Here is a 22,893-nt window from a genome sequence, read left to right as displayed (position 1 = left end):
AAATTTCTTTATATTTTCTGACTATATTCCTGTTCTAGCTCTTCTGCAAGATATTCATCACTCATGCAATGCATATCCGATACTCCATCCCGAATCAGTTGGTAAACTTCCGAGTGATAAAAGAAATTCAATGCCGTATCCAATGAAAGTCCTTGCTTTTTTGCAAAACATGCAATAATTCGGCTATATTTCTTTTGAAGCAAAATCGGATTAGCTGTCATATTTTTTCACTCCCTTCAAAACGCAGCAGGGACAATGCTTTTTCTGTCCGAAAACATATTTGCAGATTTGGTTTTTCATAACGCAGACGGTTGATGGCTTCAGCTTTATCAATCAATCCATCAAAAAACAATTCCACTGTATTGAATACTTTGTCATTGGCAACACCACCAAGCACTATATCATAGTCCGTCATATCTTTTCCACTACGACAAATCAGGATGAAATCAAGCCACCCCTCAGAATAAGAATCAAACTTCAAAGTTTTTAATTCATCCTCTCGACTTTCGTCATATTTATATCGAGAGATAATACCTTCTTTTCCTCTGCATTTGAACTTTCCGCACCATTTGACAGCCTGTTCGTACAGTGGTGTAACATAAAAACCACGTCCAAAATCTACATTGGGACGAGAATGAATCAAATCCGGCTCTACAATCTCTAAAAAAGAACCATGATAAAGAATCATACTTCCACACCCCTTTCTTTCATCACATCAAGGAGGTCATCTACAATATATTCCAGGCTCTGAGTATGCAGCATTTCATATTCTGGCACAATGTAACCATTTAGGATATCGCTTTTTCCTGTAAATGCCTGATAAACACGTTCTGCATTTACCCCTAATCTGACAGCAACATTTTCAATACAAAATACAGCAAATTCCAATTCATTGGAATTTTGAATTTTTTTATCCTGTATCACAGCTTTGATCTCCTTTACTTAAATATTCGTACATAATACTTCAAATTTACATTATTATTTTATCTTAACACAGAAATATCAATCACACAATTTGGGATTTGTATTCAAAAACTAATAATCATGAAAACAAATTTTCCCACCTTGTAATTGAATCAGGCAAAATACATTTATATTCTTTATAGAAAGACATCAAATCTTCTCTTGATATTTTTATACAATTTGGCACCAAATCCATATTTTCTATTACCGGAGCATATAAGTACACTTCATATCCGTCATCCGCATATGGCTTGTAATCCAAAGCATCTATCCGCTTCGTCTTACCCCCTTTCACCTGAACAACTGCTTTTCTCTTTTTATTTATATCCCTGCTGATAAGCTCACACTCTATCTTTATAGTTGTTGATTTATTTGCAATAGAATTTGACAGCACATAATAATTCTTCTCTATTTGTAAATAAGCAATTACCAATTCTTCCAGATCAAAATCCGGAAGATTATCCAGAATGGATCCTTCTAACTGTGTACATACATATTTTTCTGTACCTGATAATACATTATAGATATGCTTTGAATATTCTATAATAATCTCATCATACAGCCCTTCTGCAATACCGCCTCTTGGACGATTAAAGGAAGCTTTTATCTGTCCGGGGATCTGCAAACCCGATTTATACGCAATGATCGGAAGAACCACCCCAATATCCATAGAATCATCATATTTCATCTGCGCTTTTTCAATCGCTCTGCAGATCCAATAATTGCCTTCCAGATCACGAGTCCAAAACAAATCACCCTCGACAGCGTCCCGAAAGACATTAAATGCATGATTGATTCTTGATACATCTTCTTTCACTGCATAATAAAAATCTTCAAAATTTTTAATTTTTTTCCCCTTTTCGTAGATATAGCTCCAGCCAATAGCAAGAAATTGCTTATCTCCATTCAGACAAAAATCAATCAGCTTACTTCTGTCATCGCAATCCGTTTTCAAATTTATTCTGGTAACATGATCCATGATCGTTTCTCCCCTACACATCTGGACAAGAATCAAACTGACCGGTGCACTTATAACAATCCTTGTTTCACTGATCTAAAATCTCAATATATTTATGATGGAATTTTAAATAATAATCTTTTAATTCCTCACAATCTTTTACGGTGTTTTGTGTAATTCCAATAACATCCTCCCAGTAAAGATTACAAATATGCGGATTCTTCATTCCGTCTATGTAGTTCCGTCCCGCTACCAATGCCTTGGCATCATTAGCGCTAGGTGTAAGAAACACGACATAATCGTCTGCTTTGGCATAAACAATATTTCTATTTATCTGATAATAAGTTTTATAAAATGTCTCCCTATTAACATTAAGGAAAGGACTTTGATCCACCATTCCTTTATAAATTTCATCCCATTTTTTATCATATTTGCCAGATTCGTCTTTATCTACGGATATACCACCAAATTCCGCTTCTGTATACTTGATTTCAAATGAAATTCTTTTTCCGCCTGTAAGTACCAAATAGAAGTCAAAGTTTGTTCCTTCCTTTTCACAGGGTTCATACTCAAATGTCGCAGACACGATTTTTTCATCCTGCTCAATAGAAATTCCTGATTTTCGAAGTACCTCTAATAAATAATTTTCATATTCAGGTTTTTCAAAAAATTTCTTAAAAAAACTGATACAAACTACCTGGGAAGAATTCATATGTGCAGCACCTTTATGATATTTTATCACAGTATCTGTCAATTCGCCCTTTATGTTACAAAACTTCGGACACATCCCGTCAATGAAGTTGATCTCAATATCTGTAAAGATATGTGCATAGGTATGACCTTGCCAACTTCCTCTGGGAATATAATCTGGAACACGCTCTCCCATCATTCTTTGTATTTTCTTTGCAAAAGTCTCTTTTCTGATCATCATCTCTCCAACAATCTAGTCAACTTTTCCCAATCACTATCTAACAGCATCCATTTTTATACCTTCACCGATCTTCTCATCTGTTTCTTCCCGCAGTTTTTCTCTCAGTGCTTTCAGGTATTCAGAAAATTGTACCTTGTCATTTCCATAATTTCTGGTCAGCTCATATTCATGATCCTCCCACGTGGCAAGATCAGACTCATTGTGCTGCAGTACTGCTTCCAGATTGTCAAGTGCCTTATAGATCTTCGCCTCGACCGTCTTTCTTTCTTCCATTTCTGCATATAAATCTGCCATTTCTTTCTGGAAAGGCATCGGCAGCTGATCTACCCACTCTCGCAGAAGTTGTTCTTCTTTTTGTTCGTCTTTCTCCGTTTTCTTAAATGTAGGAATATCTCCTGTAAAGCATTCACCCAGATCATGAATCAGACACATTTTTATCACCTTATTCATATCTGCCTCTGGAAATTCATCACTGATCCAGTATGCCATCAGGGATACTCTCCAACTATGTTCCGCCACACTTTCTCTCCGTCCACCAGATGTATAACAGTGACGCATGGTATCTTTTAACCGCTCTGCGGTGTGAAGTGCTTTTATAAGATCTGTTGGCTGCATATGGTTATCCTCTTTTCAGTCTCTCGTAGACTAACAAAGGCCGTATGAACAGAACAGACACTTTCAAGTGTCCATATCTGTTCACACAGCCTCTACTATTTGCCTGTATTTTATTTCTGGCTCAGATATTCATGAATACCTTTTGCACCAGCTTTACCAGCACCCATTGCAAGGATAACGGTAGCCGCACCAGTTACAGCGTCTCCACCAGCGTATACGCCCTCTTTGGAGGTTGCACCGGTCTCTTCGGTAGCTACGATACATTTTCTCTTGTTGATCTCAAGACCCTTGGTTGTGGAGGAGATCAGCGGGTTCGGGGAAGTACCCAGGGACATGATAACGGTATCGCAGTCGATCACGAACTCAGATCCCGGAACTTCTACCGGACGACGTCTTCCGGATGCATCCGGCTCACCCAGTTCCATTTTAATACATTTTACACCTTTCACCCAGTCATTCTCATCAACGAGAATCTCTACCGGATTGGTCAGAAGGTCAAAGATGATACCTTCTTCTTTAGCGTGATGAACTTCCTCTTTACGAGCCGGGAGCTCTTCCTCACTTCTTCTGTATACGATATGAGTCTCACCGCCAAGACGAAGTGCTGTACGGGCAGCGTCCATAGCAACGTTACCACCACCGACTACAACAACTTTCTTGCCATGTACGATCGGGGTATCATAGTTCTCATCAAATGCTTTCATCAGGTTGTTTCTGGTCAGGAACTCGTTTGCAGACAGAACACCACAAGCGGTCTCACCCGGAATACCCATGAATTTCGGAAGTCCTGCACCAGAACCGATGAATACTGCATCGAATCCTTCGTTCTCGATCAGCTCATCAATGGTAACAGTCTTACCGATGATAACATCAGTCTCGATCTTTACGCCGAGAGATTTTACGTTCTCAACTTCCGGTGCAACTACGCGATCTTTCGGAAGACGGAACTCCGGAATACCATATACAAGTACTCCACCTGCTTTATGTAATGCCTCGAAGATGGTTACATCATAACCAAGTTTTGCAAGATCTCCTGCACAGGTCAGACCGGAAGGACCGGAACCGATAACAGCAACTTTTTTGCCATTCTTCTCAGCCGGAGCCTGCGGTTTGATACCGTTCTCTCTTGCCCAGTCAGCTACGAAACGCTCCAGTTTACCGATAGCAACCGGTTCACCTTTGATTCCGCGGATACATTTTCCTTCGCACTGGCTCTCCTGCGGACAAACACGTCCACATACTGCCGGAAGTGCGGAAGACTGGCTGATGATCTTGAATGCTTCCTCGAAGTTTCCTTCTTTTACTTCTGCGATGAATGCCGGGATATCAATAGATACCGGACAACCCTCTACACATTTCGGTTTTTTACAGTTCAGGCAACGAGCAGCTTCCTCCATTGCCTCTTCTTTATTGTAACCGTAGCATACTTCGTCAAAGTTAGTAGCACGAACCTGCGGGTTCTGCTCTCTGACTACTACTCTTGTTAATCCGTTAGCCATTATTTGTCACCTCCGCAATTTCCGCAGCCACCGTGATGGGTCTTGCCCTCTTTATACTCAAGAAGACGTCTTCCTTCCTCGGCTTTATACATAGCTGATCTCTTCATAGCCTGATCAAAGTCGATCAGATGACCATCAAACTCCGGTCCGTCTACGCAGGCAAACTTCACTTCGTCACCTACCATTACACGACAGGCACCACACATACCAGTACCATCTACCATGATCGGGTTCATGCTGACAACAGTCGGGATACCAAGTTTCTTGGTGGTAAGACAGGCAAATTTCATCATGATCATCGGTCCGATTGCAACACACAGATCATACTGATGTCCTTCACTTACCAGTTTTTCAAGCATAGCAGTACCTACACCCTTGAAGCCGTAGCTTCCGTCATCCGTACAGAGATACAGGTTACCAACCTTGCTCATCTCGTCTTCCATGATCAGGATGTCTTTGCTTCTTGCTCCAATGATGATATCGCACTCGACACCATGGTCATGAAGCCATTTAGCCTGCGGATATACCGGTGCAGTACCTACACCACCAGCAATAAATACAACTCTCTTTTTCTTAACTTCTTCAAAATCATCTGTTACCAGCTCAGACGGACGTCCCAGCGGTCCTACAAAGTCTGCGATGGAATCGCCAGCTTTGAGCTTCAGCAGTTTATTAGTAGATACACCAATCGGCTGGAATACGATGGTAACCGTTCCTGCTTCTCTGTCATAATCACAGATGGTAAGCGGAATACGCTCTCCATTCTCGTCCACTCTGAGAATGATGAACTGTCCAGGTTCGCAGGATTTTGCTACTCTCGGAGCGAGAATAACCTGCTTGTAGACATTTGCAGAGAGCTGCTCTGCCTCTAAAATCTTAAACATACATAGCCTCCTATCTCTATCCGCAGCCGCCCGGTTTCACGACTGCAAATCATTACTTCCTATGATAATGCAAAATTCTGTATATTTCAACAAAAATTTCCTGTTCGCCCAATATTTATCATAATTTTTTTGTTCAATAAATGAAATCTGCTCATGTTCCCTATTACTGTACAGGTACTGCTGCAGGGTCTGTCTGAACCGGCAGTTCTCCGGTCGGAACAGTCTCTGTGCCGGGCTCTGCTGCTCCTGTTCCATCTTCAGGTGCCTCTGTCTCCGCCACGTTATAGATTTCTTCCATAATACCACTCGCACGGCCTTCTTTGTTGACGGCTACTGCCTGAAGAACCGTCAGTCCCGGATTGATATAGATTGGTTCCCGATACACTTTTGAATAAACATCCGGTTCCTCTCCATTCGTCGTATAATAGACCGTACTTTCTCTGTCCGCTGTGATCGTCACATAGAATCCACTGTCATAATCGCCGCCATTTACACTGAATTGGGGCTCGCTTGGATAATCAAGGACAATTTTGTAAGTACCGCCCGCTTCCTCGCTCCGCAGTCCGTCATTACTGATAAATACAGCACGAATCACTGTAGTTCCCTCATCAATATGGACCGGCTGATTGTAGATTTTGCTTGCCTCACCGGGCGTAGAACCATCCATCGTATAATAAATGAGCCCCTGCGAACGCTGATCATGAGAGATCACCAGATCAATGGAATCCCCATAGGTTCCCGGCGGCAGACTTAAAGATGGTACTTCCAGCAACTGCTCTGTCTCACTTTCCAGTTCCTCTGCCACTTCTGTCACTGCATCCTGATGGAATGTAGACTGATAAGAGGTCCAGTAAGTAATGATTCCTGCAATGGAAAGAACCAGTGCAAATGGACCATATTTTTTCAGCAGATAGAAAAAACGCTGTTTCCGATCCGATCTCTGTTCTCCTGAAGAAGCATCTGAACTGTCCTTATTCTGTATGTTGTTATCCTCTTCACCAATGGTGATATCCTCTGCCGGATTATAGTCCGGTACGATCTGAAGAGCTTCGCCGCATTTCTCGCAGTAAAACTTTCCTTCCGGGATGTCTGCTCCACATTTCGGGCATTTCATATGAATCCGTCTATCCTTTCTGCGTTCTAGTACTGTTCCTCTATGTACTGTTCAAACTGTTCCGAAGACATGAGCACCTTTCGGGGCTTTGTCCCTTCTTCCTCACCAACCACTCCGGCATCTGCCAGCTGATCCATGATTCTTGCCGCACGGTTAAATCCGATCTTGAACCAGCGCTGCAGCATTCCAATGGACGCTTTATCTTTTTCTATAATAAACCTTCCAGCCTCTGCAAACAATACATCTTTATCCGATCCGCTGCTGCCGTCAGACGATGTGGCTGCATTTTCAATGGTAGACTGCATCTCCTTCATCTTCTCAGCAATCTCCTGTTCCTTCTGGGAATCTTCCGGCTTTCTACTGCTCAAGAATTCAACGACTGCTCCTACTTCCGCATCTGATACAAATGCTCCCTGCACACGCAGCGGCTTCGGAATACCGTAAGGCGAAAACAGCATATCGCCTTTTCCCAGAAGCTTCTCCGCTCCGTTCATATCCAGAATAGTACGGGAATCCACACCGGAGGATACGGCAAATGCAATTCGTGACGGCATATTTGCCTTGATAAGACCTGTGATGACATTGACCGATGGCCTCTGAGTCGCAATGATCAGGTGAATACCGGCTGCTCTTGCAAGCTGTGCCAGACGACAGATGGCATCCTCCACTTCACCTGGTGCAACCATCATCAGATCCGCCAGCTCATCCACGATAATGACGATCTGCGGCATCTTCTCACGCTTGTTATCATCAGGAATATCCTTGATGCTGTCAATCTTTTCATTGTAGCCTTCAATATTTCTTACATTTAATTCTGCAAACTGATTGTACCGGCCCATCATCTCTGCAACCGCCCAGTTCAATGCGCCTGCCGCTTTCTTCGGATCCGTTACAACCGGAATCAGCAGATGCGGAATCCCATTATATGCGCTTAACTCCACTACCTTCGGGTCGATCATGATCAGTTTCACTTCATCCGGCCGTGCTTTGTATAAAATACTCATGATCAAAGTATTGATACACACAGATTTACCGGAACCTGTTGCACCAGCGATCAGAAGATGCGGCATCTTGGCAATATCCGACACCATGATGTTTCCGCCAATATCTTTACCGACCGCAAATGCAATCTTGGATTTATGCTCCCGGAACTCTTTGGATTCTACCAGTTCACGGAACATGACCGTTGAATTTTCTTTGTTCGGCACTTCAATACCTACAGCGGCCTTTCCGGGGATCGGTGCTTCTATACGTACATCTGCCACAGCCAGATTCAGTTTGATATCATCTGCCAGAGCCAGGATCTTGCTGACCTTTACACCGTGAGCAGGCTGTACTTCATATCTGGTCACTGCCGGTCCTCTGCTGGCATTGACTACGGTGGCATTGACCCCAAAGTCTTCCATAACCTGCTGCAGATGCTCAGCCGTTTCCTGCAGTACCACATTATCATCCTTCTTACCAGAGGATGCTTTCGGCTTCTTCAAAAGAGACAGTGGCGGAAATTCATATTCTGCCTCTGCTGTCTGAGCGACCTGTGTCTGAGAGATTTCTGCCTGAGAGATTTCTGTCTGAGAGATTTCTGCCTGAGAGATTTCTGCCTGAGAGATTTCTGCCTGAGAAGCTTCCATCACATGGACCGGCTCTGTCTCATCCAGATCTCTGGTATTCATGGCATTTTTCAGAAGATCTTCCTCGCTGAAGTTAATCTCTGCATCCGGTGAAGACCAGGATTGCATGGGTTCCGCTGCCGGATACTCCTGATACGGCTCTTGCTCCACTGCATAACTGTGAACCGGAGTACCCACCTGTACAGGAACCTCTTGTTCTACAGGCATCTGTGCCTGAGCCGGATCTGCAAAGCTTACGCTGTCCGGTTCTGTCACCTCAATCAGACCATTTTCCTGTTTCGGAATGGTCACATCCATGGTAACTCCTGTCACTTTCCGTTCCTGTCTCTGCTCCTTTAACTCTCTGGCACGGGCACGCTGCTGCTCTCTTCGCTCATCCGCAAGCTCTTTGCGGCGTGCCATATCCTCTCTGGCAGATTCATAGACTCTCTGACTTCCATGAGACATGCCATCTACAAAGGAACGGCCTGTAATGATCACCACACAGATGATCAGGATACCCAGCAGTACCAGATAAGTTCCTACCGTTCCCACAGCTTTTTTCAGAAGAATTGCCACAATGCCTCCCAGCAGACCTCCTCCGATCCGATTGGTCTTGCAATAGGTATATACATCTTTGATCTCTTCAGGGGCATTGGGCATCAGCATATGCATCAATGCACAGAAAGCCACCGCACAGAGCACCACCCCTGCAATCTTCAGTGTTGCCTCCAGGTTCTCCCGGTTTGCCAGCGAAAACAGTACCATCAGAAGCACCAGTACAGGCAACAGATAGGCAAACAGTCCAAACAGTCCAAATAATACACCACTTAAAAACTTGCCAACGGCACCGCCCACGCCAAAGTTGCTGACAAACAGAAAAACGCACACCAATAACAGCACCACAAGTCCGATTTCCCGTTCAATGCCGCTGTTCTGATTTTTGTTCTGTGTTCTCTTCCCTGAACTGTTCTTTCCTGACCGGGAACTGTTCCTTGCCGAAGCTGTCTTCGTGGAACTTCTCTTTGTTCCGGTATTTCCTGTTGTCTTTTTCTTTGTCGTCTGCCGACTGTTGCTCATACTCTATCCGTCCTTTTCTTCGTGTTACTGTTCCTCATATCTCGTTCCAGTAACCTTTCTGCTCTTATCAATTTCCTGACATTGCCCGGAATTTCTTTAACAGATTTTCAAAATATTCCGGAAGCGGAGCTTCCACCTCCAGATATTCTCCCGTTACCGGGTGAATCAGTCCCAGCACCATAGCATGGAGCGTCTGCCCTTCCAGATGATGAGAATCCTTTGCCGGTCCATACACGGTATCTCCCAGCAATGGATGATGGATGGATGCCATATGGACACGGATCTGATGAGTTCTACCTGTCTCCAGCTGACATTCCACGTAGGTATATCCTTGAAAACGTTCCAGTACCCGATAATGAGTCACTGCCCGTTTTCCATTCTTTACACCGGATGCCATCTTCTTACGTTCTGTTGGATGACGGCCGATCGGTGCATCCACAGTACCTTCGTCTTCTTTGATCACACCGTGTACGATGGCCCGATATTTTCTTGTGATGGAATGTTCCTTTAACTGCGCTGCCACCGCATTATGCGCTGCATCATTTTTACATACCACAAGTACACCGGTGGTATCCTTGTCGATCCGGTGAACGATTCCTGGTCTGGATACTCCATTGATCCCTGACAGCTGTCCCTGACAGTGCCAGAGCACTGCATTGACCAATGTACCTGTATAATGTCCTGCCGATGGATGTACAACCATTCCCTTTGGCTTATTGACCATGAGAATACTGTCATCCTCATATAAAATATCCAGCGGAATATTTTCCGGCTCGATGTCCGGACTTTTCAGTTCCGGAAGATCTGCAGTCACTTCATCTCCGTCTTCCAGCCGGTAACTGGATTTCTTTGGCTCTCCATTTACCAGTACATTACCATCCTTAATGATCTTCTGAAGATAAGAACGGGACTGGTCTGGAAGCATGGCACTTAAAAATTTATCCAGTCTCTCATCCATGTATGTTTCATCGGCCTGCAGGCTGATCTGACTCATGAACGTTTCTCCTTCCCCTGCAGAAGACATGCCAGGTCTTCATCTTTATAATAGAAGAAAATCAACAGTGCAAGAATCACCATTCCCACACTCACATAAATATCTGCCACATTAAAGATTGGGAAATTGATCAGTTTAAAATAGAAAAAATCTACTACATAACCTAATCTTACACGATCGATCATATTTCCCCAGGCACCTGCCAACACTGCAATGGCGATCAGACGAAGCGGTACAAACTTCGCATCCTTTGACATTTTACAGAACAGATAGACCACAGCCAGAAGAACTACCAGTGCGATCACCAGGAAAAATACCTGCTGTCCCTGCATGATTCCAAAAGCTGCACCTCTGTTTTCCAGATAATGAAGCTCAAATACTCCGTCAATGATCACAAATGGATCCTGATCCTTCAAAAATAATACCGCCAGATATTTGGTCCACTGATCCAGCGCTACCAACAGTACAGTCAGGACTGCGATCACCCATGGACGGCATAATTGCTTATTCATGTATTTCCTCCCCGCAGACGTACCGGCTTGCCCGCAGAAGTTCCTCATCTTCCACGTCCCTTGTTACGAATGCTTCTCCAATTTTTTTCAAAAGGACAAATTTTACCTTGCCCGCATCCATCTTCTTATCCAGTTTTGTTGTCTTTACAATATCCTCAGGCTTCAGTCCCTTCACACGCACTGGAAGCTGGTAATCCAACAATAACTGCTCCGCAGCTTCTTTCTCTTTTTCAGAGATCAGCTCCCGCTTCCAGGACATCCATGCAGCAGCCGCACAGCCAATAGCCACACACTCGCCATGACAAAGTGTAAAATCTTTCAGCTTCTCAACGGAATGTCCGATGGTATGTCCAAAATTCAGCCAGGCACGGATTCCCTGTTCTGTAGGATCTTCCTCTACCACATGCCGTTTGACCTTACAGCTGCCGGCTACCATCCACAGAAGTGCCGCATAGTTTTTTTCACGGATCTCTCTCTGATATGTGCTTAATTTTTCCAGATAGTCAGAGTCCTGGATCAGACCATGCTTGATGATTTCACCCATTCCGCAGGAAAACTGTCGATCCGGCAATGTCTTCAATACATTCAGGTTCATATAGACCAGCCGCGGCATATGAAATGCTCCTACCATGTTTTTGTATGCGTCAAAATCAACACCGGTCTTTCCCCCGATACTGGAATCCACCTGAGAGAGCAATGTTGTCGGGATCTGAATAAATCCGATGCCTCTCAGATAGGTAGCCGCAGCAAATCCAGTCAGATCACCGACCACTCCACCGCCCAATGCCACCAGCATATCTTTTCGGTCAAATTTTTCCAGGATCAGATGCTCATAGAGATCCCTGACCGTATTTAATGTCTTGTTTACCTCTCCGGCCGGGAAGACAAACATGGATACATACGTACATGTTTCTTTCAGAATCTCCTTTAATTCCGCACCATAAAGCTCTGCTGTGGTACTGTCTGCCACAATGCACAGCTTTCTTTCCTTAATATTCAGCGGTTCTACTGCCTCAGGCAATTTTGCAAAATCCGGCTCCAGATAAATATGGTAGCAAAACTGACCATCTTTTTTTACATCCATACAGACACGGCCTGCCTGTGCCGCTTCCTCCAAAGTAGCCGGAATCTCTGTCTTCACTCTGTTCATATGATCTCCTGTTATTCTTTAAGCCAAAGAAAGAGCATCGGACCCACGTTTCATCTGATGCTCCCTTTCATTCGTTTCCTGTTGTCTTTTCTAAATCGTCGGGATATCAAATGCCCCGCTTAAAATCTCCTGGAAATCTCCGGAGATGTCTACACTCTTCGGTGTCACAATAAATATGTAGTTAGATACCTTCTGAAGGTTTCCGCCGATTGCATAACAGGAGCCAGAAGTAAAATCAATGATTCTCTGCGCGATCTCCACATCCAGGCCTTCAAAGTTCAGCACTACCGTACATCCATTTAACAAGGTGTCTGTAATCTCTCTGGACTCATCAAACTGAGTTGGTTTGAATACACAGACTTCCATACCGGCTGCTCCTTTTTTTGAACGCATAGGCATGATCCGTGCCGGCTGCTGTTTTACCGGTTTCACTTTCTCTGATCCGCTTGCTCCATCATCTCCCAGATCATAATCATACTTTTTATCCTTCTTCTTAAACAGGCTTCCACGCGGTTCCGGTTCATCATCGAAGTCATCATCGTAATCATCATAATCGTCTTCGTAATCATTTCCCAAATGCATGGTATCCATCAGCTTATCAAAAATGCCCATGTTCTTAGCTCTCCTTTTATATCACTTCATAATTGCGCTCTCCGAAAATACCGGTTCCAACACGCACCAGAGTCGCTCCCTCTTCCACTGCCACCTGGTAATCTCCGGTCATACCCATAGAAAGCACATCCATGCATACATTATCAATGTTTTTCTTTTTGATGTCAACTGCCAATTTTTTTAATGTACGGAAAACCGGGCGATTTTCTTCCGGATCTGTTGTATACGGTGCGATCGTCATCAGCCCCTGAATATGGATTCCTGGGAGTTTTGCGATCTCTTCCACTAATACAGGTGTCTCTTCCACAGAAACACCAAACTTACTTTCTTCCTCAGCCACATTCACTTCGATCAGAATATTTACTTCCACATTCTTTTTCAGTGCTTCTTTGCTGATCTCTTCTGCCAGCTTCAAAGAATCCACAGAATGAATCAGTTCCGCTTTATCCACAATATATTTTACTTTGTTTCTCTGTAAATGGCCAATCAGATGCCAGTGCAGATCTTTCGGAAGCTGCTCATATTTATCGCAAAGCTCCTGCACTTTATTTTCACCAAATACACGGGCTCCCGCTTCCATCGCTTCTTCGATCATCTCGATTGGTTTGGTCTTGCTGACTGCGATCAGCGTCACATCTTTAGGATCTCTTCCACTGCGTGCACATGCCTCTTCCACTTTTTTCAGAACATATCTGTAATTTTCTGCTACCATAGCTGTCACTCCTCGTCTAATAGATAATCTGATCTTCATCTACCGCTGACCCATTGAGAACAATATGGTCATAGACGGTAAGTCCATAACTGGTTCCTTGCTCCACCAGTGCGTATTCCTCGTTCTGGTAGAGAATGTTGATCTGGCGGAACTGCGTGTAACCTTTATTGATATTATAAACACCTTTCAACACACCTGTATTTCCAACCTGAACACGTTCCTGTGAATCGGGCTGCACCAGATAAGTCCCAATGGGCAATTTCGTGTTTCCGGTGGTATAATCAGATTCCATAGGATCAATATAATAATAATCGTCATCTTCATAGTAGATGGTCATTTTCAGAAATTCTACAGATGCGCCCCCATCTTTGTCATAGATTTCTTTCATGAATCCCTGTTCTCCATCCTGTTCCACCAGATAAGCCTTGGGGATTAGATAAAATTCTTTTTCAACGATGGCTGTATTGGGAATCTTAAGCCCCTGCTGATCATCGATCATAAACTCTACTTCTATGTAACGAAGGTCTGCAAAACGGACCATGGATGTATTAAAATCCAGTCGGGCACAGGGCGTACTTCCTACATAGACAATAGAAAACTTTGCCCAGGTCTTGGTATCATCCCTGGTGAAACGCACCTGCATATAATTGGTGCCATCATTGATAAATCCTGTAGCTTCCTCTTCAGAAAGAGGTACTACCATAGACCATTTTTCAGATGTTGACAACTTGTAGACCGGCTCTCCGGCCTGCACCATTTCTTTTTTCAGACTCTGCTTTGTATAAGTGGATGGATCCAGCATATCTTCTGTCATACTCTCCACCGTCACATCTTCATAGCCGTCCTGGTAAAATTCGAGGATTCCGTTTCCACTGGCATAAACCCGGGAAAACATGGAATCATCTCCCGCTTCCGCCAGACTGTCCAACATGCTCTGGTTCACCAGCTCCATGACCATGCTTTCCATATTAGATTGAAATTCATAGACATCCCCAAACTGAGTATCATCATAACTGTCCATGAAACTTTTCATATCCCCTCGGATCTGTGAAAAATTATCATCCGTCAGATCCACAGTATCTGCATTTTCCCGGATCAGATCGTTGATCTCACCCTTCTCATCTATCGTATACACCAGACTGGAACCTGAGACACGGTCTCCTGCACTGGCATAGAAGCTCACATAACCGGAAGTATCTGCTGTACAGACCGTCTCCTGCCGAACAGCAAATCCTTTATAGGTATGGTTGACTGCCAGTGTTCCCGCCTGCACCTCATATCCCGCAATATGCACTGATGTCAGAGCCATGTAACAGATCACACACATATAGACGGCCACTGCGCCAAAGAATACTTTATCAATATTGATCGGTCGTCTGCTGTTTACACGAACTACTTTTCTTTTCCGTCGTCTGCGAGGCATATGCCAGACACTCCTTCCTGTTTTATATGTCAATATTCAGGATTCACCGTTACAGACATATACCTGTCTCTGAATATTCGCATAAAAAGACGGATGACCAACAATTGTGGGCATCCGTCTGATGTTTTTTCTATCTTAAATAATCTGTCCCTTGGCAAATTCAGGAATCTGATCCTTAGCCATAGACACGCTGAGCACCATGTTTACATGGAACTGTTCACTGATCTGATTCAGCTGAGAAAGTGTGGAAGAAATATCCTGACCTTCCAGTTTTGCAATCTTCAAAAATCCATCCAGATAAATCTCCTGAAGGTCATAATCCTGAGAGCAGATGCCACATACAAAACCGATAAACTGATCTGTATTCTGGATCGGATATTCTGTTACGTTGATCAAACGAACACGATTGTCAAGCTCATGCATATTCTGCGTGGACTTATCCAGATATACTACATTTCCATCGGTAGATGCGAGAATGTTATGTACATGCTCCAGCATCTTTTTCGTCTTTCCTTCACCCTTTACTCCAACAATCAATTGTACCATAATGGTGCCCTCCTTATGTTCCGTCTTGTTAGTAAGATTATACCATTCAGAGGTTAAAAATACAAGTCTAATTGTTCAGATTAGACAGAAATGTCTGCATCTCCTGATAAAGGATTCCACGTTCCTTACAACCAAGGATAATTGCCACATACTGTTCTCCCTGCGCATCCTCAAAAAGCTGCACCAGACAGGACATGGCTGCCGTTGTTGTGCCGGTCTTTCCACCAACAGCAGTAACTCCATCCGGAACCGTTACATCGCCCTTTGTAAACTGATTCGTTGTGGACCAGACTGCTTCTACAGTGGTTCCATCTGCCGCCTGATAAGATGCCTGATATTCTTTTTCCTGCAGCATCTGAAGAAATTCCTCATGCTGCATGGCAGCATTGAACATCAGATACAAGTCATATACTGTCGTATAATGATCTTCACTATGAAGACCATTGGCATTTACAAAATGTGTATTCGTTGCGCCGATCTTCTGTGCTTCCTGATTCATCATCTCCACAAATGCATCCTGACTGCCTGCGATCTGCTCGGCGATCACATTGGCTGCATCATTGGCAGACACCGTCAAAAGTGCATATAAAAGCTGCCGAAGAGTAAGAACATCTCCCTCTTTCAGCTTGGCTGTGGATACACCGCTTTCTGAAAACGTGATTGCTTCTTTGCTCACTGTGGTCTGTGCATCCAGATCTCCCTTGTCAAGCGCCACCAGTGCGGTCATGATCTTGGTCGTACTGGCCGGATACATTCGTTCATGGATATTTTTTGCATATAAGACTTTTTTCTCATTGAGATTAAAGAAGCATGCAGCAAGCGCATCTTCTGTATCAGCCTCTATATCCTGCACATCCGTATCTGTCACACACAGATCACTGGCAAAATATGGAATCTTCGATGATTCCTCCGATGTCTGGATCCCAATTCCCGGAAGATCTGCCTCAAAAGCATCCTCCAGCCGGTTCTCTCCGCAACCGGTGCCTGATATCGTGCAAAGACTGCAGACCAGTAACAGACTGCAGACTCTGACAAATCTTTTATTTATACATTTCACGCCACTCCAAATCTCCTCTGTCCAGTGATTTAATCAGAAGCTCTGCTGTTGCGAGATTGGTAGCGATCGGAATATTGTGTACGTCACACAGATGAACCACATTATTTACATCCGGCTCATGTCTCTTCGGCTGTACCGGGTCACGCAGAAAAATCACAAGGTCGATCTGGTTATGCTCGATCTGTGCTCCAAGCTGCTGCTCACCGCCCAGGTGGCCTGCCAGGAATTTATGGACATTTAAGTTTGCCACTTCCTCAATCAGCCGTCCAGTTGTTCCGGTTGCATATAATTCGTGTTTGCAGAGAATCCCTCTGTACGCAATACAAAAATTCTGCATCAGGATTTTTTTTGCATCATGTGCAATCAATCCGATATTCATAGAAATTTCCCCCTTCCGAGTATTAGTATTTTTTAGGTTGAAGCCCTACGTTTAGTACTATTCCTACTCCCATATACAACATTACCAACGAAGTCAGCCCATAACTGACAAACGGTAACGGAATACCGGTGTTTGGCATAAGTCCCGTCGCTACACATACATTAGCAAACGTCTGAAATGCGATCAATCCCCCAAAACCGCAACAGATGATCATTCCTTCCTGATCTCTGGCATTTCTTCCGATCCAGAGACATTCCAACGTGATCAGTGTCAACAGAATAATGACTGCCGCACATCCGATGAAACCAAGCTCCTCTCCGGTAACTGCAAAGATAAAATCCGTCTGCGGTTCCACGATAAAATTACCGTTTTTCAGAGAAGAGATATCATTATTATATAAGCCTTTGCCATAGAGCTGTCCGGATCCGATGGCAATGATGGAGTTCTGCTGCTGATATGCGTCATCTCCATATTCTGCCGGGTTCAACCATGCCATGATTCTGTCTAACTGATACTCATTCAGAATGGTCTGTCCTTCCTGCATGATCAGATTCAGAAATATAATGATCGATGGCACTGTCACAGCAATGATGCCTCCGATCACTTTATAACTTAAACCCGCCACAAAGAACAAGACACAGAACAGATAGGCAATGGTAATGGTCGCTGACAGATGTGGCTGCGCAATGACCAGTCCCAGCGGGATCAGCAGAAGCACGATAGATGCAAGAATCATCTTCCAGGTGTTCAGCTGATCTTTATATTTTGTAAAAAAGTATGCAAAGAATATAATCAGGATCAGCTTGGTAAGCTCGGATGGCTGAAACCGCATAAATCCAAGATTCAGCCAGCGCTTGGCTCCATTTGCCTCATACCCTACAAATTTTACTGCAAGCAGCAAAATAATATTCACTGCATATAACACCCAGCTCAGATTGAGCAAAATGCGATAATCCATCAAAGTCAGCACGAGCATGGCTACTGTTCCCAGTATCATTCCAAGCAGCTGCTGACTCTGGTACTCTTCGGCCGCACTTCCTATGACCAGAATACCAAGGATCGTGATTGCGTAAACAAGAACAACCAGCCGCAGTCTAAAATCCTGCAGTCTATATTGTCTGAACATGTCTCACCTGATTCCTAACTTCTTTTTCTCAGGTCCTTCACCGGAATATTGGCACACAGCACCGGAACAGTTCCATTACCGCCCTCTGACTCTGTCTGTGTGATCTGAATATCAAGTCCCTCGCTGTCAATATCCATATATTTGGTGATAACCTTGATAATATCATTTTTAATTGCTTCCATGACCTCGGGTGAGCAGTTTGCCCGGTCAGAGATCAATAACAGCTTCAAACGGTCTTTTGCGACTTCGCCGGAATTCTTTTTCCGGAAAAAATCCATGAATCCCATAGACTTGTCCTCCCCCTATTTGAACAGATTCTTTAACTTTCCGAGAAATCCGGTCTTTACCTTCAGATCCAGGAATGGTACTTCCTCTCCCATCACTCTGCGGCAAATATTCATATATGCCTGTCCTGCAAGAGAAGAATCCCCTACACACGGCTCACCCTGGTTGGTAGAGATAACGATATTCTCATCATCCGGTACTGCACCGATAATATTGATTGCAAGAATCTCAACAACATCATCTATAGACATCATATTTCCGCTCTCCACCATATCCATGCGGATACGGTTTACGATCAGATCCGTCTGCTTGATCTCATTTGCCTCCAGAAGACCTATGATACGGTCTGCGTCACGGATTGCAGATACCTCCGGAGTCGTGACGATCAACGCACGGTCAGCCGCTGCAATGGCATTTTTGAATCCCTGCTCAATACCAGCCGGACAATCAAGAAGTATGTAATCGAACTCGCTTCTCAGTTCCTCGATCAGCTTCACCATCTGTTCCGGGCTTACCGCTGTCTTATCTCTGGTCTGTGCAGACGGAAGCAGATACAGGTTCGGATATCGCTTGTCCTTGATCAGTGCCTGCTTGATCCGGCAGTTTCCTTCCACCACGTCTACCAGATTGTAAACGATGCGATTTTCCAGTCCCATGACAACATCCAGATTACGAAGTCCGATATCGGTGTCGATCAGAACTACTTTCTGGTCCAGTTTTGCCAGACCGGTTCCTACGTTGGCTGTGGTGGTTGTCTTGCCCACACCGCCTTTTCCTGATGTAATTACAATTACTTCACTCATATTGCGTCCTCCAATTTTATATCGCTCGATCCGCATCAGGTCTTCTTAGATCCGGATATCGTTGATAACTTCTTTTGTTATCGGCTCCATATAGATGTTGCCGTCTTCTGTATAGGCGATCATCGGACCTGTGGAGGTCTCTTTCGCTTTTCTGGATTTCTTATCAGGCTTGTCATCTGCAGCCCTTGCAATGGCATCCGCGATCCGGATCTGCATGGGATTCATATTGAGTGCCGCCACAAAAGCGCCTTCGTTTCCTGCGGCTCCTGCATGAATCGTTCCCTTCAGACTTCCCAGTACCACCACATTGCCTTTCGATACAACGGTGGCTCCCGGATTCACATCGCCGAGAATAATAATGCTGCTTCCAGCTTCCAGTACCTGTCCGGAACGAAGTGTTCCTTTATAGAATTTGCCATCACTGGCAGAGAGTTCTTTTTTTCTGTCTTCCAGGACTTCCTTCATATAAGCTTCTGTCAGCGTATCCTGTTCCATGATACACAGAATCTCCAACGAAGTATTCTCCTGAATTGTCTGAACCACTTCCAGCTGTTCACTCTCTGATAATCTGCGTCCTTCAAAGCTCAATGCCATCTGAGCATCACCAAAGAATTTGGCAGATGCTTTGAACTTTTCTGCGATCTGCGACAGCAGATCACGAAAAGCAATATCTTTATCCAGGCACAAGGTAATTCCATATTTGTTGCTCTTTATCACAACTGTCTGTTGTATCATAACTGTCTCCCTAGTCATTGATCACTGCACTTGTGGCAGTTGTTGCAGATCCATTCAGCAGTTCATCTTTATCTGTCAGATCAAAATAATAGGAAAAGATATCAGCTGCCATAGAAGCTGCATTTGCGGAAGTATAGCCGTTGGCAATTCGGATCGCAATTGCGATCTGCGGGCTCTCATATGGTGCATATCCCATGAACAGTGCATGGTTTGGATGACTCTTAGACTGCTGTGCCGTACCGGTCTTTCCTGCAATGGTAAGGTTCAGATCTTTAAATGCCGCCGTATTCTCTGCCACCTGATGCATGCCTTCCTGAATGGTGTTCCAGGAATTATCCGCAATATCGATATTATTATATACTGATGCCGAATAATCATCAATAGTTTTTCCTTCAGAATCTGTCAATTTATCCAGCAATGTCAGATCATACACAGTTCCTCTGTTTGCGATCGTGCTTACATATCTGGCGATCTGAGATACCGTATACAGATGAGTACCCTGTCCAATTGCTGAACGAATACCGTCACTGTCTGAGATCTTCGGATCGCTCTCTGGAAGTTCCATACCGGATGTATGGTCAAAACCAAACATAGCTGCATATTTTGAGAGTGCTGCCAGTGCCCGGTCTGATGAATAACCGGTGCTCCGTCCGCCTCCCAGTCTGAATCCTACCTCATAAAAATAATAGTTGCAGGAAACACGAATAGCATCCACCATGTTGATGTTTCCATGGCTTCCATGATACTGGTTATAGATCCAGCAGGTAGGTGAACCGTACGCTTCCGTAAACACACCCGTTGCATGAATAATATCTGTGGAACGGATCACTCCTTCTTCCAGACCTGCAACAGCAGAAATCGGTTTGAATGTAGAACCAGGCGCTGTGCGTTCCTGTGTAGAGCGACTGTACAGAGGTCCTGCCAGGTCACGGTTCAGTTCTGCATAGTAAGCAGAATCCATGGTATTAGTCAGTCGGTTGTTATCATATCCCGGATAAGACACATTTGCCAGTACATCACCCGTATTCGGATCCGTGATCACACATCCGGCACTACACGGTTCCAGTGCAAGCTGTCCCGGTGTAATCTCCAGATTCTTGATCCTATCCAGCATAAAGCTGTATGCAGAATAAGCACCGCTTCTGAGCTTTCCAACCGTCTCCTCATCATACTCCAGTATACCCTGGTCATACAAGAGCAAACAAACTTCTCTTCCCGTCACCACATCATTCAAAATGACATATTTATACAGCATTGTATGAAATTTGCTGTCGGTTGTCAGTTTTGACGAAATATAATCAACTACCACCTGATAGATTTCTTCGGAATTCATATAGGAATTCTTCACATCAAGCCCGGATACATCCACCCAGTTCATGGAAATGGCATATTCCAGATATTCCTTCAGGCTGATGGTCTCGTCTTTTGCCCAGGCAATATAAGTAGCGTCTTCTGTATTGACCGCACTCTTCATGAGCACCTGATCCTCACCCATAAGGATGTCAGACACAATGTAGCTCATATAATTTTTCATGTCACTTGGCAAGTCACAATAGGCAGTCGGACTATCCGACTGAAGCTGTGCCATAATACGGCTGATCGCGTCTTCAAGCTGGGTATCAAACCGCTGCTGTACTGACTTCTCCAGATCCGTGGCATCATCCGCTGTAAAATGGGACGTATCAATAATATGGTTCTGGATCAGCGCATAATAGACATCATAGATAGGGATCACAATGCTTGTGGCAGAGCTGTGTGCCCCTGGCACATACTGCTTAATATTCTGGATCTTGGATACCAGAATACCCGCCAGACGCTGTTCCAGAATATTATATACTGCAATCTGCAGATCCTTATCAATGGTCAGATACAGATCATGTCCTGATTCTGGCTGTGTCTCGCTCTCCACCTCCAGCACATTTCCCACACTGTCCACATAGATGGTACGCTGCCCCTTCTTACCCTGAAGATCTGTCTCCATATACTGCTCAAGACCTGCTTTACCAACCAGGTCGTTGGCATCATAATCTTCATTCTGTTCTTTCAACGTATCCAGCTCGTCCTGGTCAGGCTTGCCGATATATCCAATGATATTTGCAAAATATTTGGAATCGGCATACGTACGCAGACTGCTCTGCTCAATATCCACTCCCTGCAGATTACTCTGGTTCTCCAGGATCTCTGCAACTGTGGCATCTGATACATCTGAAGCCACTGTGGTGGTCACATAACGTTTAAAGCTGTTGCTGCTGATGGCATAACGGATAGTCACCAGCTTTAAGATCTGTTCCGGCGTCAGATCTGTGGGAACCTTATATTCCTTGATCTGCTCCTCTGTATAAAGGTCCGGAGAGATCCAGAACTTCTTCTTACCGCACAGATACTCGATCATCTCGTCCGCAGTCGCCACATATTCTTCCGGCTTCAGATCATCAATACTGCTGTAACCATAAATATCCGCCTTAAAACGAAGCAGTGCTCTTCCCTCCTGCGTATAAGTATAAGAGCCATTCTGGTACACAATACCGAAATCACCGATCACGTTATCTCCATGAGACTCTACAATATCTATGACCTTCAACACAGTCCGGTTTAAGGTAGACTGCTTCTCTCTTGCACTTTTATAAGTTCCGTTATCCTCCATGGTCACCGAATAGGAAAGAACATTATCTGCCAGAACCTGTCCGTTCCTGTCATAGATTCTTCCTCTGGTACCAGGTAAACTTACCTCACGTTTAATACGCATGGTAAAGCTATCTGCATAATTCTGTCCATTGATGATCTGCAGATAGAAGATCCGGCTCATCATAATTCCGAAAAAAGCCAGAAAAATCACCACGAGCACGAATATACGCGATGTTATGAAATTCAATATGGATTCTTTGATATCTTCCAGCAAATTACC

24 protein-coding genes are annotated in these 22,893 nt (G+C 44.2%); all 24 read right to left on the bottom strand.

Annotation, left to right across the window (positions count from 1 at the left end; all coding sequences use genetic code 11):
- Positions 1-8: 8 nt before the first annotated feature.
- Complete coding sequence (locus WMO62_RS03590; protein ID WP_349143830.1) at positions 9-221, bottom strand: DUF3791 domain-containing protein; 213 nt, start codon at positions 219-221, stop codon at positions 9-11.
- The gene (locus WMO62_RS03585; RefSeq protein WP_349143829.1) at positions 218-688 is read right to left on the bottom strand and encodes a DUF3990 domain-containing protein; all 471 of its coding nucleotides are present in this window, start codon (positions 686-688) and stop codon (positions 218-220) included. The genes WMO62_RS03590 and WMO62_RS03585 overlap by 4 nt, the downstream gene beginning before the upstream one ends.
- Complete coding sequence (locus WMO62_RS03580; protein ID WP_494337507.1) at positions 685-921, bottom strand: DUF3791 domain-containing protein; 237 nt, start codon at positions 919-921, stop codon at positions 685-687. The genes WMO62_RS03585 and WMO62_RS03580 overlap by 4 nt, the downstream gene beginning before the upstream one ends.
- A gap of 121 nt (positions 922-1,042) precedes the next feature.
- The gene (locus tag WMO62_RS03575; protein ID WP_349143827.1) at positions 1,043-1,780 is read right to left on the bottom strand and encodes a hypothetical protein; all 738 of its coding nucleotides are present in this window, start codon (positions 1,778-1,780) and stop codon (positions 1,043-1,045) included.
- Positions 1,781-2,009: 229 nt separating this feature from the next.
- Entirely contained in the window at positions 2,010-2,849 is an 840-nt protein-coding gene (locus WMO62_RS03570) for a PGN_0703 family putative restriction endonuclease (protein ID WP_349143826.1), read from the bottom strand.
- A gap of 36 nt (positions 2,850-2,885) precedes the next feature.
- Entirely contained in the window at positions 2,886-3,467 is a 582-nt protein-coding gene (locus tag WMO62_RS03565) for an HD domain-containing protein (RefSeq protein ID WP_349143825.1), read from the bottom strand.
- 110 nt (positions 3,468-3,577) lie between these two features.
- On the bottom strand, positions 3,578-4,966 hold the full coding sequence (gltA, locus tag WMO62_RS03560) for an NADPH-dependent glutamate synthase (protein WP_349143824.1): 1,389 nt from the start codon (positions 4,964-4,966) through the stop codon (positions 3,578-3,580).
- Positions 4,966-5,850, bottom strand: coding sequence for a sulfide/dihydroorotate dehydrogenase-like FAD/NAD-binding protein (locus WMO62_RS03555; RefSeq protein WP_349143823.1), 885 nt, complete (start codon positions 5,848-5,850; stop codon positions 4,966-4,968). Before WMO62_RS03555 ends, gltA begins: the two co-directional genes overlap by 1 nt.
- 163 nt (positions 5,851-6,013) lie before the next feature.
- On the bottom strand, positions 6,014-6,964 hold the full coding sequence (locus WMO62_RS03550; protein ID WP_118438342.1) for a chitobiase/beta-hexosaminidase C-terminal domain-containing protein: 951 nt from the start codon (positions 6,962-6,964) through the stop codon (positions 6,014-6,016).
- Between the two features lie 26 nt (positions 6,965-6,990).
- Positions 6,991-9,654 carry an FtsK/SpoIIIE family DNA translocase gene (locus tag WMO62_RS03545; RefSeq protein WP_349143822.1) on the bottom strand — a complete coding sequence of 888 codons (2,664 nt, stop codon included), beginning with the start codon at positions 9,652-9,654 and terminating at the stop codon, positions 6,991-6,993.
- Between the two features lie 67 nt (positions 9,655-9,721).
- Entirely contained in the window at positions 9,722-10,648 is a 927-nt protein-coding gene (locus tag WMO62_RS03540; RefSeq protein WP_178754005.1) for an RluA family pseudouridine synthase, read from the bottom strand.
- Complete coding sequence (gene lspA / locus WMO62_RS03535) at positions 10,645-11,160, bottom strand: signal peptidase II (RefSeq protein ID WP_118438345.1); 516 nt, start codon at positions 11,158-11,160, stop codon at positions 10,645-10,647. Before lspA ends, WMO62_RS03540 begins: the two co-directional genes overlap by 4 nt.
- Positions 11,153-12,244: a 3-dehydroquinate synthase gene (gene aroB / locus WMO62_RS03530; protein WP_435390461.1), complete on the bottom strand. Its 1,092-nt coding sequence runs from the start codon at positions 12,242-12,244 to the stop codon at positions 11,153-11,155. The genes lspA and aroB overlap by 8 nt, the downstream gene beginning before the upstream one ends.
- Positions 12,245-12,400: 156 nt before the next feature.
- A complete protein-coding gene (locus tag WMO62_RS03525; RefSeq protein ID WP_118438346.1) occupies positions 12,401-12,922 on the bottom strand; it encodes a cell division protein SepF in 522 nt (173 codons plus the stop codon).
- A gap of 16 nt (positions 12,923-12,938) precedes the next feature.
- Entirely contained in the window at positions 12,939-13,634 is a 696-nt protein-coding gene (locus tag WMO62_RS03520) for a YggS family pyridoxal phosphate-dependent enzyme (RefSeq protein WP_349143820.1), read from the bottom strand.
- Positions 13,635-13,650: 16 nt separating this feature from the next.
- Positions 13,651-15,057, bottom strand: a complete 1,407-nt coding sequence (locus tag WMO62_RS03515) for a biotin/lipoyl attachment domain-containing protein (RefSeq protein ID WP_349143819.1) — start codon at positions 15,055-15,057, stop codon at positions 13,651-13,653.
- 135 nt (positions 15,058-15,192) lie between these two features.
- Positions 15,193-15,603, bottom strand: a complete 411-nt coding sequence (locus tag WMO62_RS03510) for a twitching motility protein PilT (RefSeq protein ID WP_117496172.1) — start codon at positions 15,601-15,603, stop codon at positions 15,193-15,195.
- 67 nt (positions 15,604-15,670) lie between these two features.
- Positions 15,671-16,660 carry a D-alanyl-D-alanine carboxypeptidase family protein gene (locus WMO62_RS03505; protein WP_349143818.1) on the bottom strand — a complete coding sequence of 330 codons (990 nt, stop codon included), beginning with the start codon at positions 16,658-16,660 and terminating at the stop codon, positions 15,671-15,673.
- On the bottom strand, positions 16,644-17,039 hold the full coding sequence (locus WMO62_RS03500) for a methylglyoxal synthase (RefSeq protein ID WP_117496174.1): 396 nt from the start codon (positions 17,037-17,039) through the stop codon (positions 16,644-16,646). Before WMO62_RS03500 ends, WMO62_RS03505 begins: the two co-directional genes overlap by 17 nt.
- A 22-nt stretch (positions 17,040-17,061) precedes the next feature.
- Entirely contained in the window at positions 17,062-18,165 is a 1,104-nt protein-coding gene (locus WMO62_RS03495; RefSeq protein WP_349143817.1) for an FtsW/RodA/SpoVE family cell cycle protein, read from the bottom strand.
- A 14-nt stretch (positions 18,166-18,179) separates the two neighbouring features.
- Positions 18,180-18,452 (bottom strand): cell division topological specificity factor MinE, encoded by a 273-nt coding sequence (gene minE, locus WMO62_RS03490; RefSeq protein ID WP_117496176.1) that lies wholly within the window; start codon positions 18,450-18,452, stop codon positions 18,180-18,182.
- A 15-nt stretch (positions 18,453-18,467) separates the two neighbouring features.
- Positions 18,468-19,253, bottom strand: coding sequence for a septum site-determining protein MinD (minD, locus tag WMO62_RS03485; protein ID WP_349143816.1), 786 nt, complete (start codon positions 19,251-19,253; stop codon positions 18,468-18,470).
- Positions 19,254-19,298: 45 nt separating this feature from the next.
- Complete coding sequence (minC, locus tag WMO62_RS03480) at positions 19,299-19,988, bottom strand: septum site-determining protein MinC (protein WP_349143815.1); 690 nt, start codon at positions 19,986-19,988, stop codon at positions 19,299-19,301.
- 10 nt (positions 19,989-19,998) lie between these two features.
- Positions 19,999-22,887 carry a penicillin-binding transpeptidase domain-containing protein gene (locus WMO62_RS03475; protein ID WP_349143814.1) on the bottom strand — a complete coding sequence of 963 codons (2,889 nt, stop codon included), beginning with the start codon at positions 22,885-22,887 and terminating at the stop codon, positions 19,999-20,001.
- Between the last annotated feature and the right edge of the window lie 6 nt (positions 22,888-22,893).

It is taken from the genome of Hominiventricola aquisgranensis (genome assembly GCF_040096225.1).
GTDB classification, from domain to species: domain Bacteria; phylum Bacillota; class Clostridia; order Lachnospirales; family Lachnospiraceae; genus Hominiventricola; species Hominiventricola aquisgranensis.
Note: the sequence above shows the minus strand (reverse complement) of the source record. Positions and strands in the feature narration are given on the sequence as shown.

Bases quoted from the DNA above. Each gene is read 5' to 3' on its own strand.
- WMO62_RS03585 (WP_349143829.1), bottom strand. From the start codon at position 688: ATGATTCTTTATCATGGTTCTTTTTTAGAGATTGTAGAGCCGGATTTG.
- WMO62_RS03520 (WP_349143820.1), bottom strand. From the start codon at position 13,634: ATGGTAGCAGAAAATTACAGATATGTTCTGAAAAAAGTGGAAGAGGCA.
- WMO62_RS03565 (WP_349143825.1), bottom strand. From the start codon at position 3,467: ATGCAGCCAACAGATCTTATAAAAGCACTTCACACCGCAGAGCGGTTA.
- aroB (WP_435390461.1), bottom strand. From the start codon at position 12,244: ATGGATGTAAAAAAAGATGGTCAGTTTTGCTACCATATTTATCTGGAG.
- WMO62_RS03500 (WP_117496174.1), bottom strand. From the start codon at position 17,039: ATGAATATCGGATTGATTGCACATGATGCAAAAAAAATCCTGATGCAG.
- lspA (WP_118438345.1), bottom strand. From the start codon at position 11,160: ATGAATAAGCAATTATGCCGTCCATGGGTGATCGCAGTCCTGACTGTA.
- WMO62_RS03540 (WP_178754005.1), bottom strand. From the start codon at position 10,648: ATGAGTCAGATCAGCCTGCAGGCCGATGAAACATACATGGATGAGAGA.
- minD (WP_349143816.1), bottom strand. From the start codon at position 19,253: ATGAGTGAAGTAATTGTAATTACATCAGGAAAAGGCGGTGTGGGCAAG.
- minE (WP_117496176.1), bottom strand. From the start codon at position 18,452: ATGGGATTCATGGATTTTTTCCGGAAAAAGAATTCCGGCGAAGTCGCA.
- WMO62_RS03525 (WP_118438346.1), bottom strand. From the start codon at position 12,922: ATGGGCATTTTTGATAAGCTGATGGATACCATGCATTTGGGAAATGAT.
- minC (WP_349143815.1), bottom strand. From the start codon at position 19,988: ATGATACAACAGACAGTTGTGATAAAGAGCAACAAATATGGAATTACC.
- WMO62_RS03515 (WP_349143819.1), bottom strand. From the start codon at position 15,057: ATGCCTCGCAGACGACGGAAAAGAAAAGTAGTTCGTGTAAACAGCAGA.
- WMO62_RS03545 (WP_349143822.1), bottom strand. From the start codon at position 9,654: ATGAGCAACAGTCGGCAGACGACAAAGAAAAAGACAACAGGAAATACC.
- WMO62_RS03555 (WP_349143823.1), bottom strand. From the start codon at position 5,850: ATGTTTAAGATTTTAGAGGCAGAGCAGCTCTCTGCAAATGTCTACAAG.
- WMO62_RS03590 (WP_349143830.1), bottom strand. From the start codon at position 221: ATGACAGCTAATCCGATTTTGCTTCAAAAGAAATATAGCCGAATTATT.
- WMO62_RS03570 (WP_349143826.1), bottom strand. From the start codon at position 2,849: ATGATCAGAAAAGAGACTTTTGCAAAGAAAATACAAAGAATGATGGGA.
- gltA (WP_349143824.1), bottom strand. From the start codon at position 4,966: ATGGCTAACGGATTAACAAGAGTAGTAGTCAGAGAGCAGAACCCGCAG.
- WMO62_RS03495 (WP_349143817.1), bottom strand. From the start codon at position 18,165: ATGTTCAGACAATATAGACTGCAGGATTTTAGACTGCGGCTGGTTGTT.
- WMO62_RS03550 (WP_118438342.1), bottom strand. From the start codon at position 6,964: ATGAAATGCCCGAAATGTGGAGCAGACATCCCGGAAGGAAAGTTTTAC.
- WMO62_RS03510 (WP_117496172.1), bottom strand. From the start codon at position 15,603: ATGGTACAATTGATTGTTGGAGTAAAGGGTGAAGGAAAGACGAAAAAG.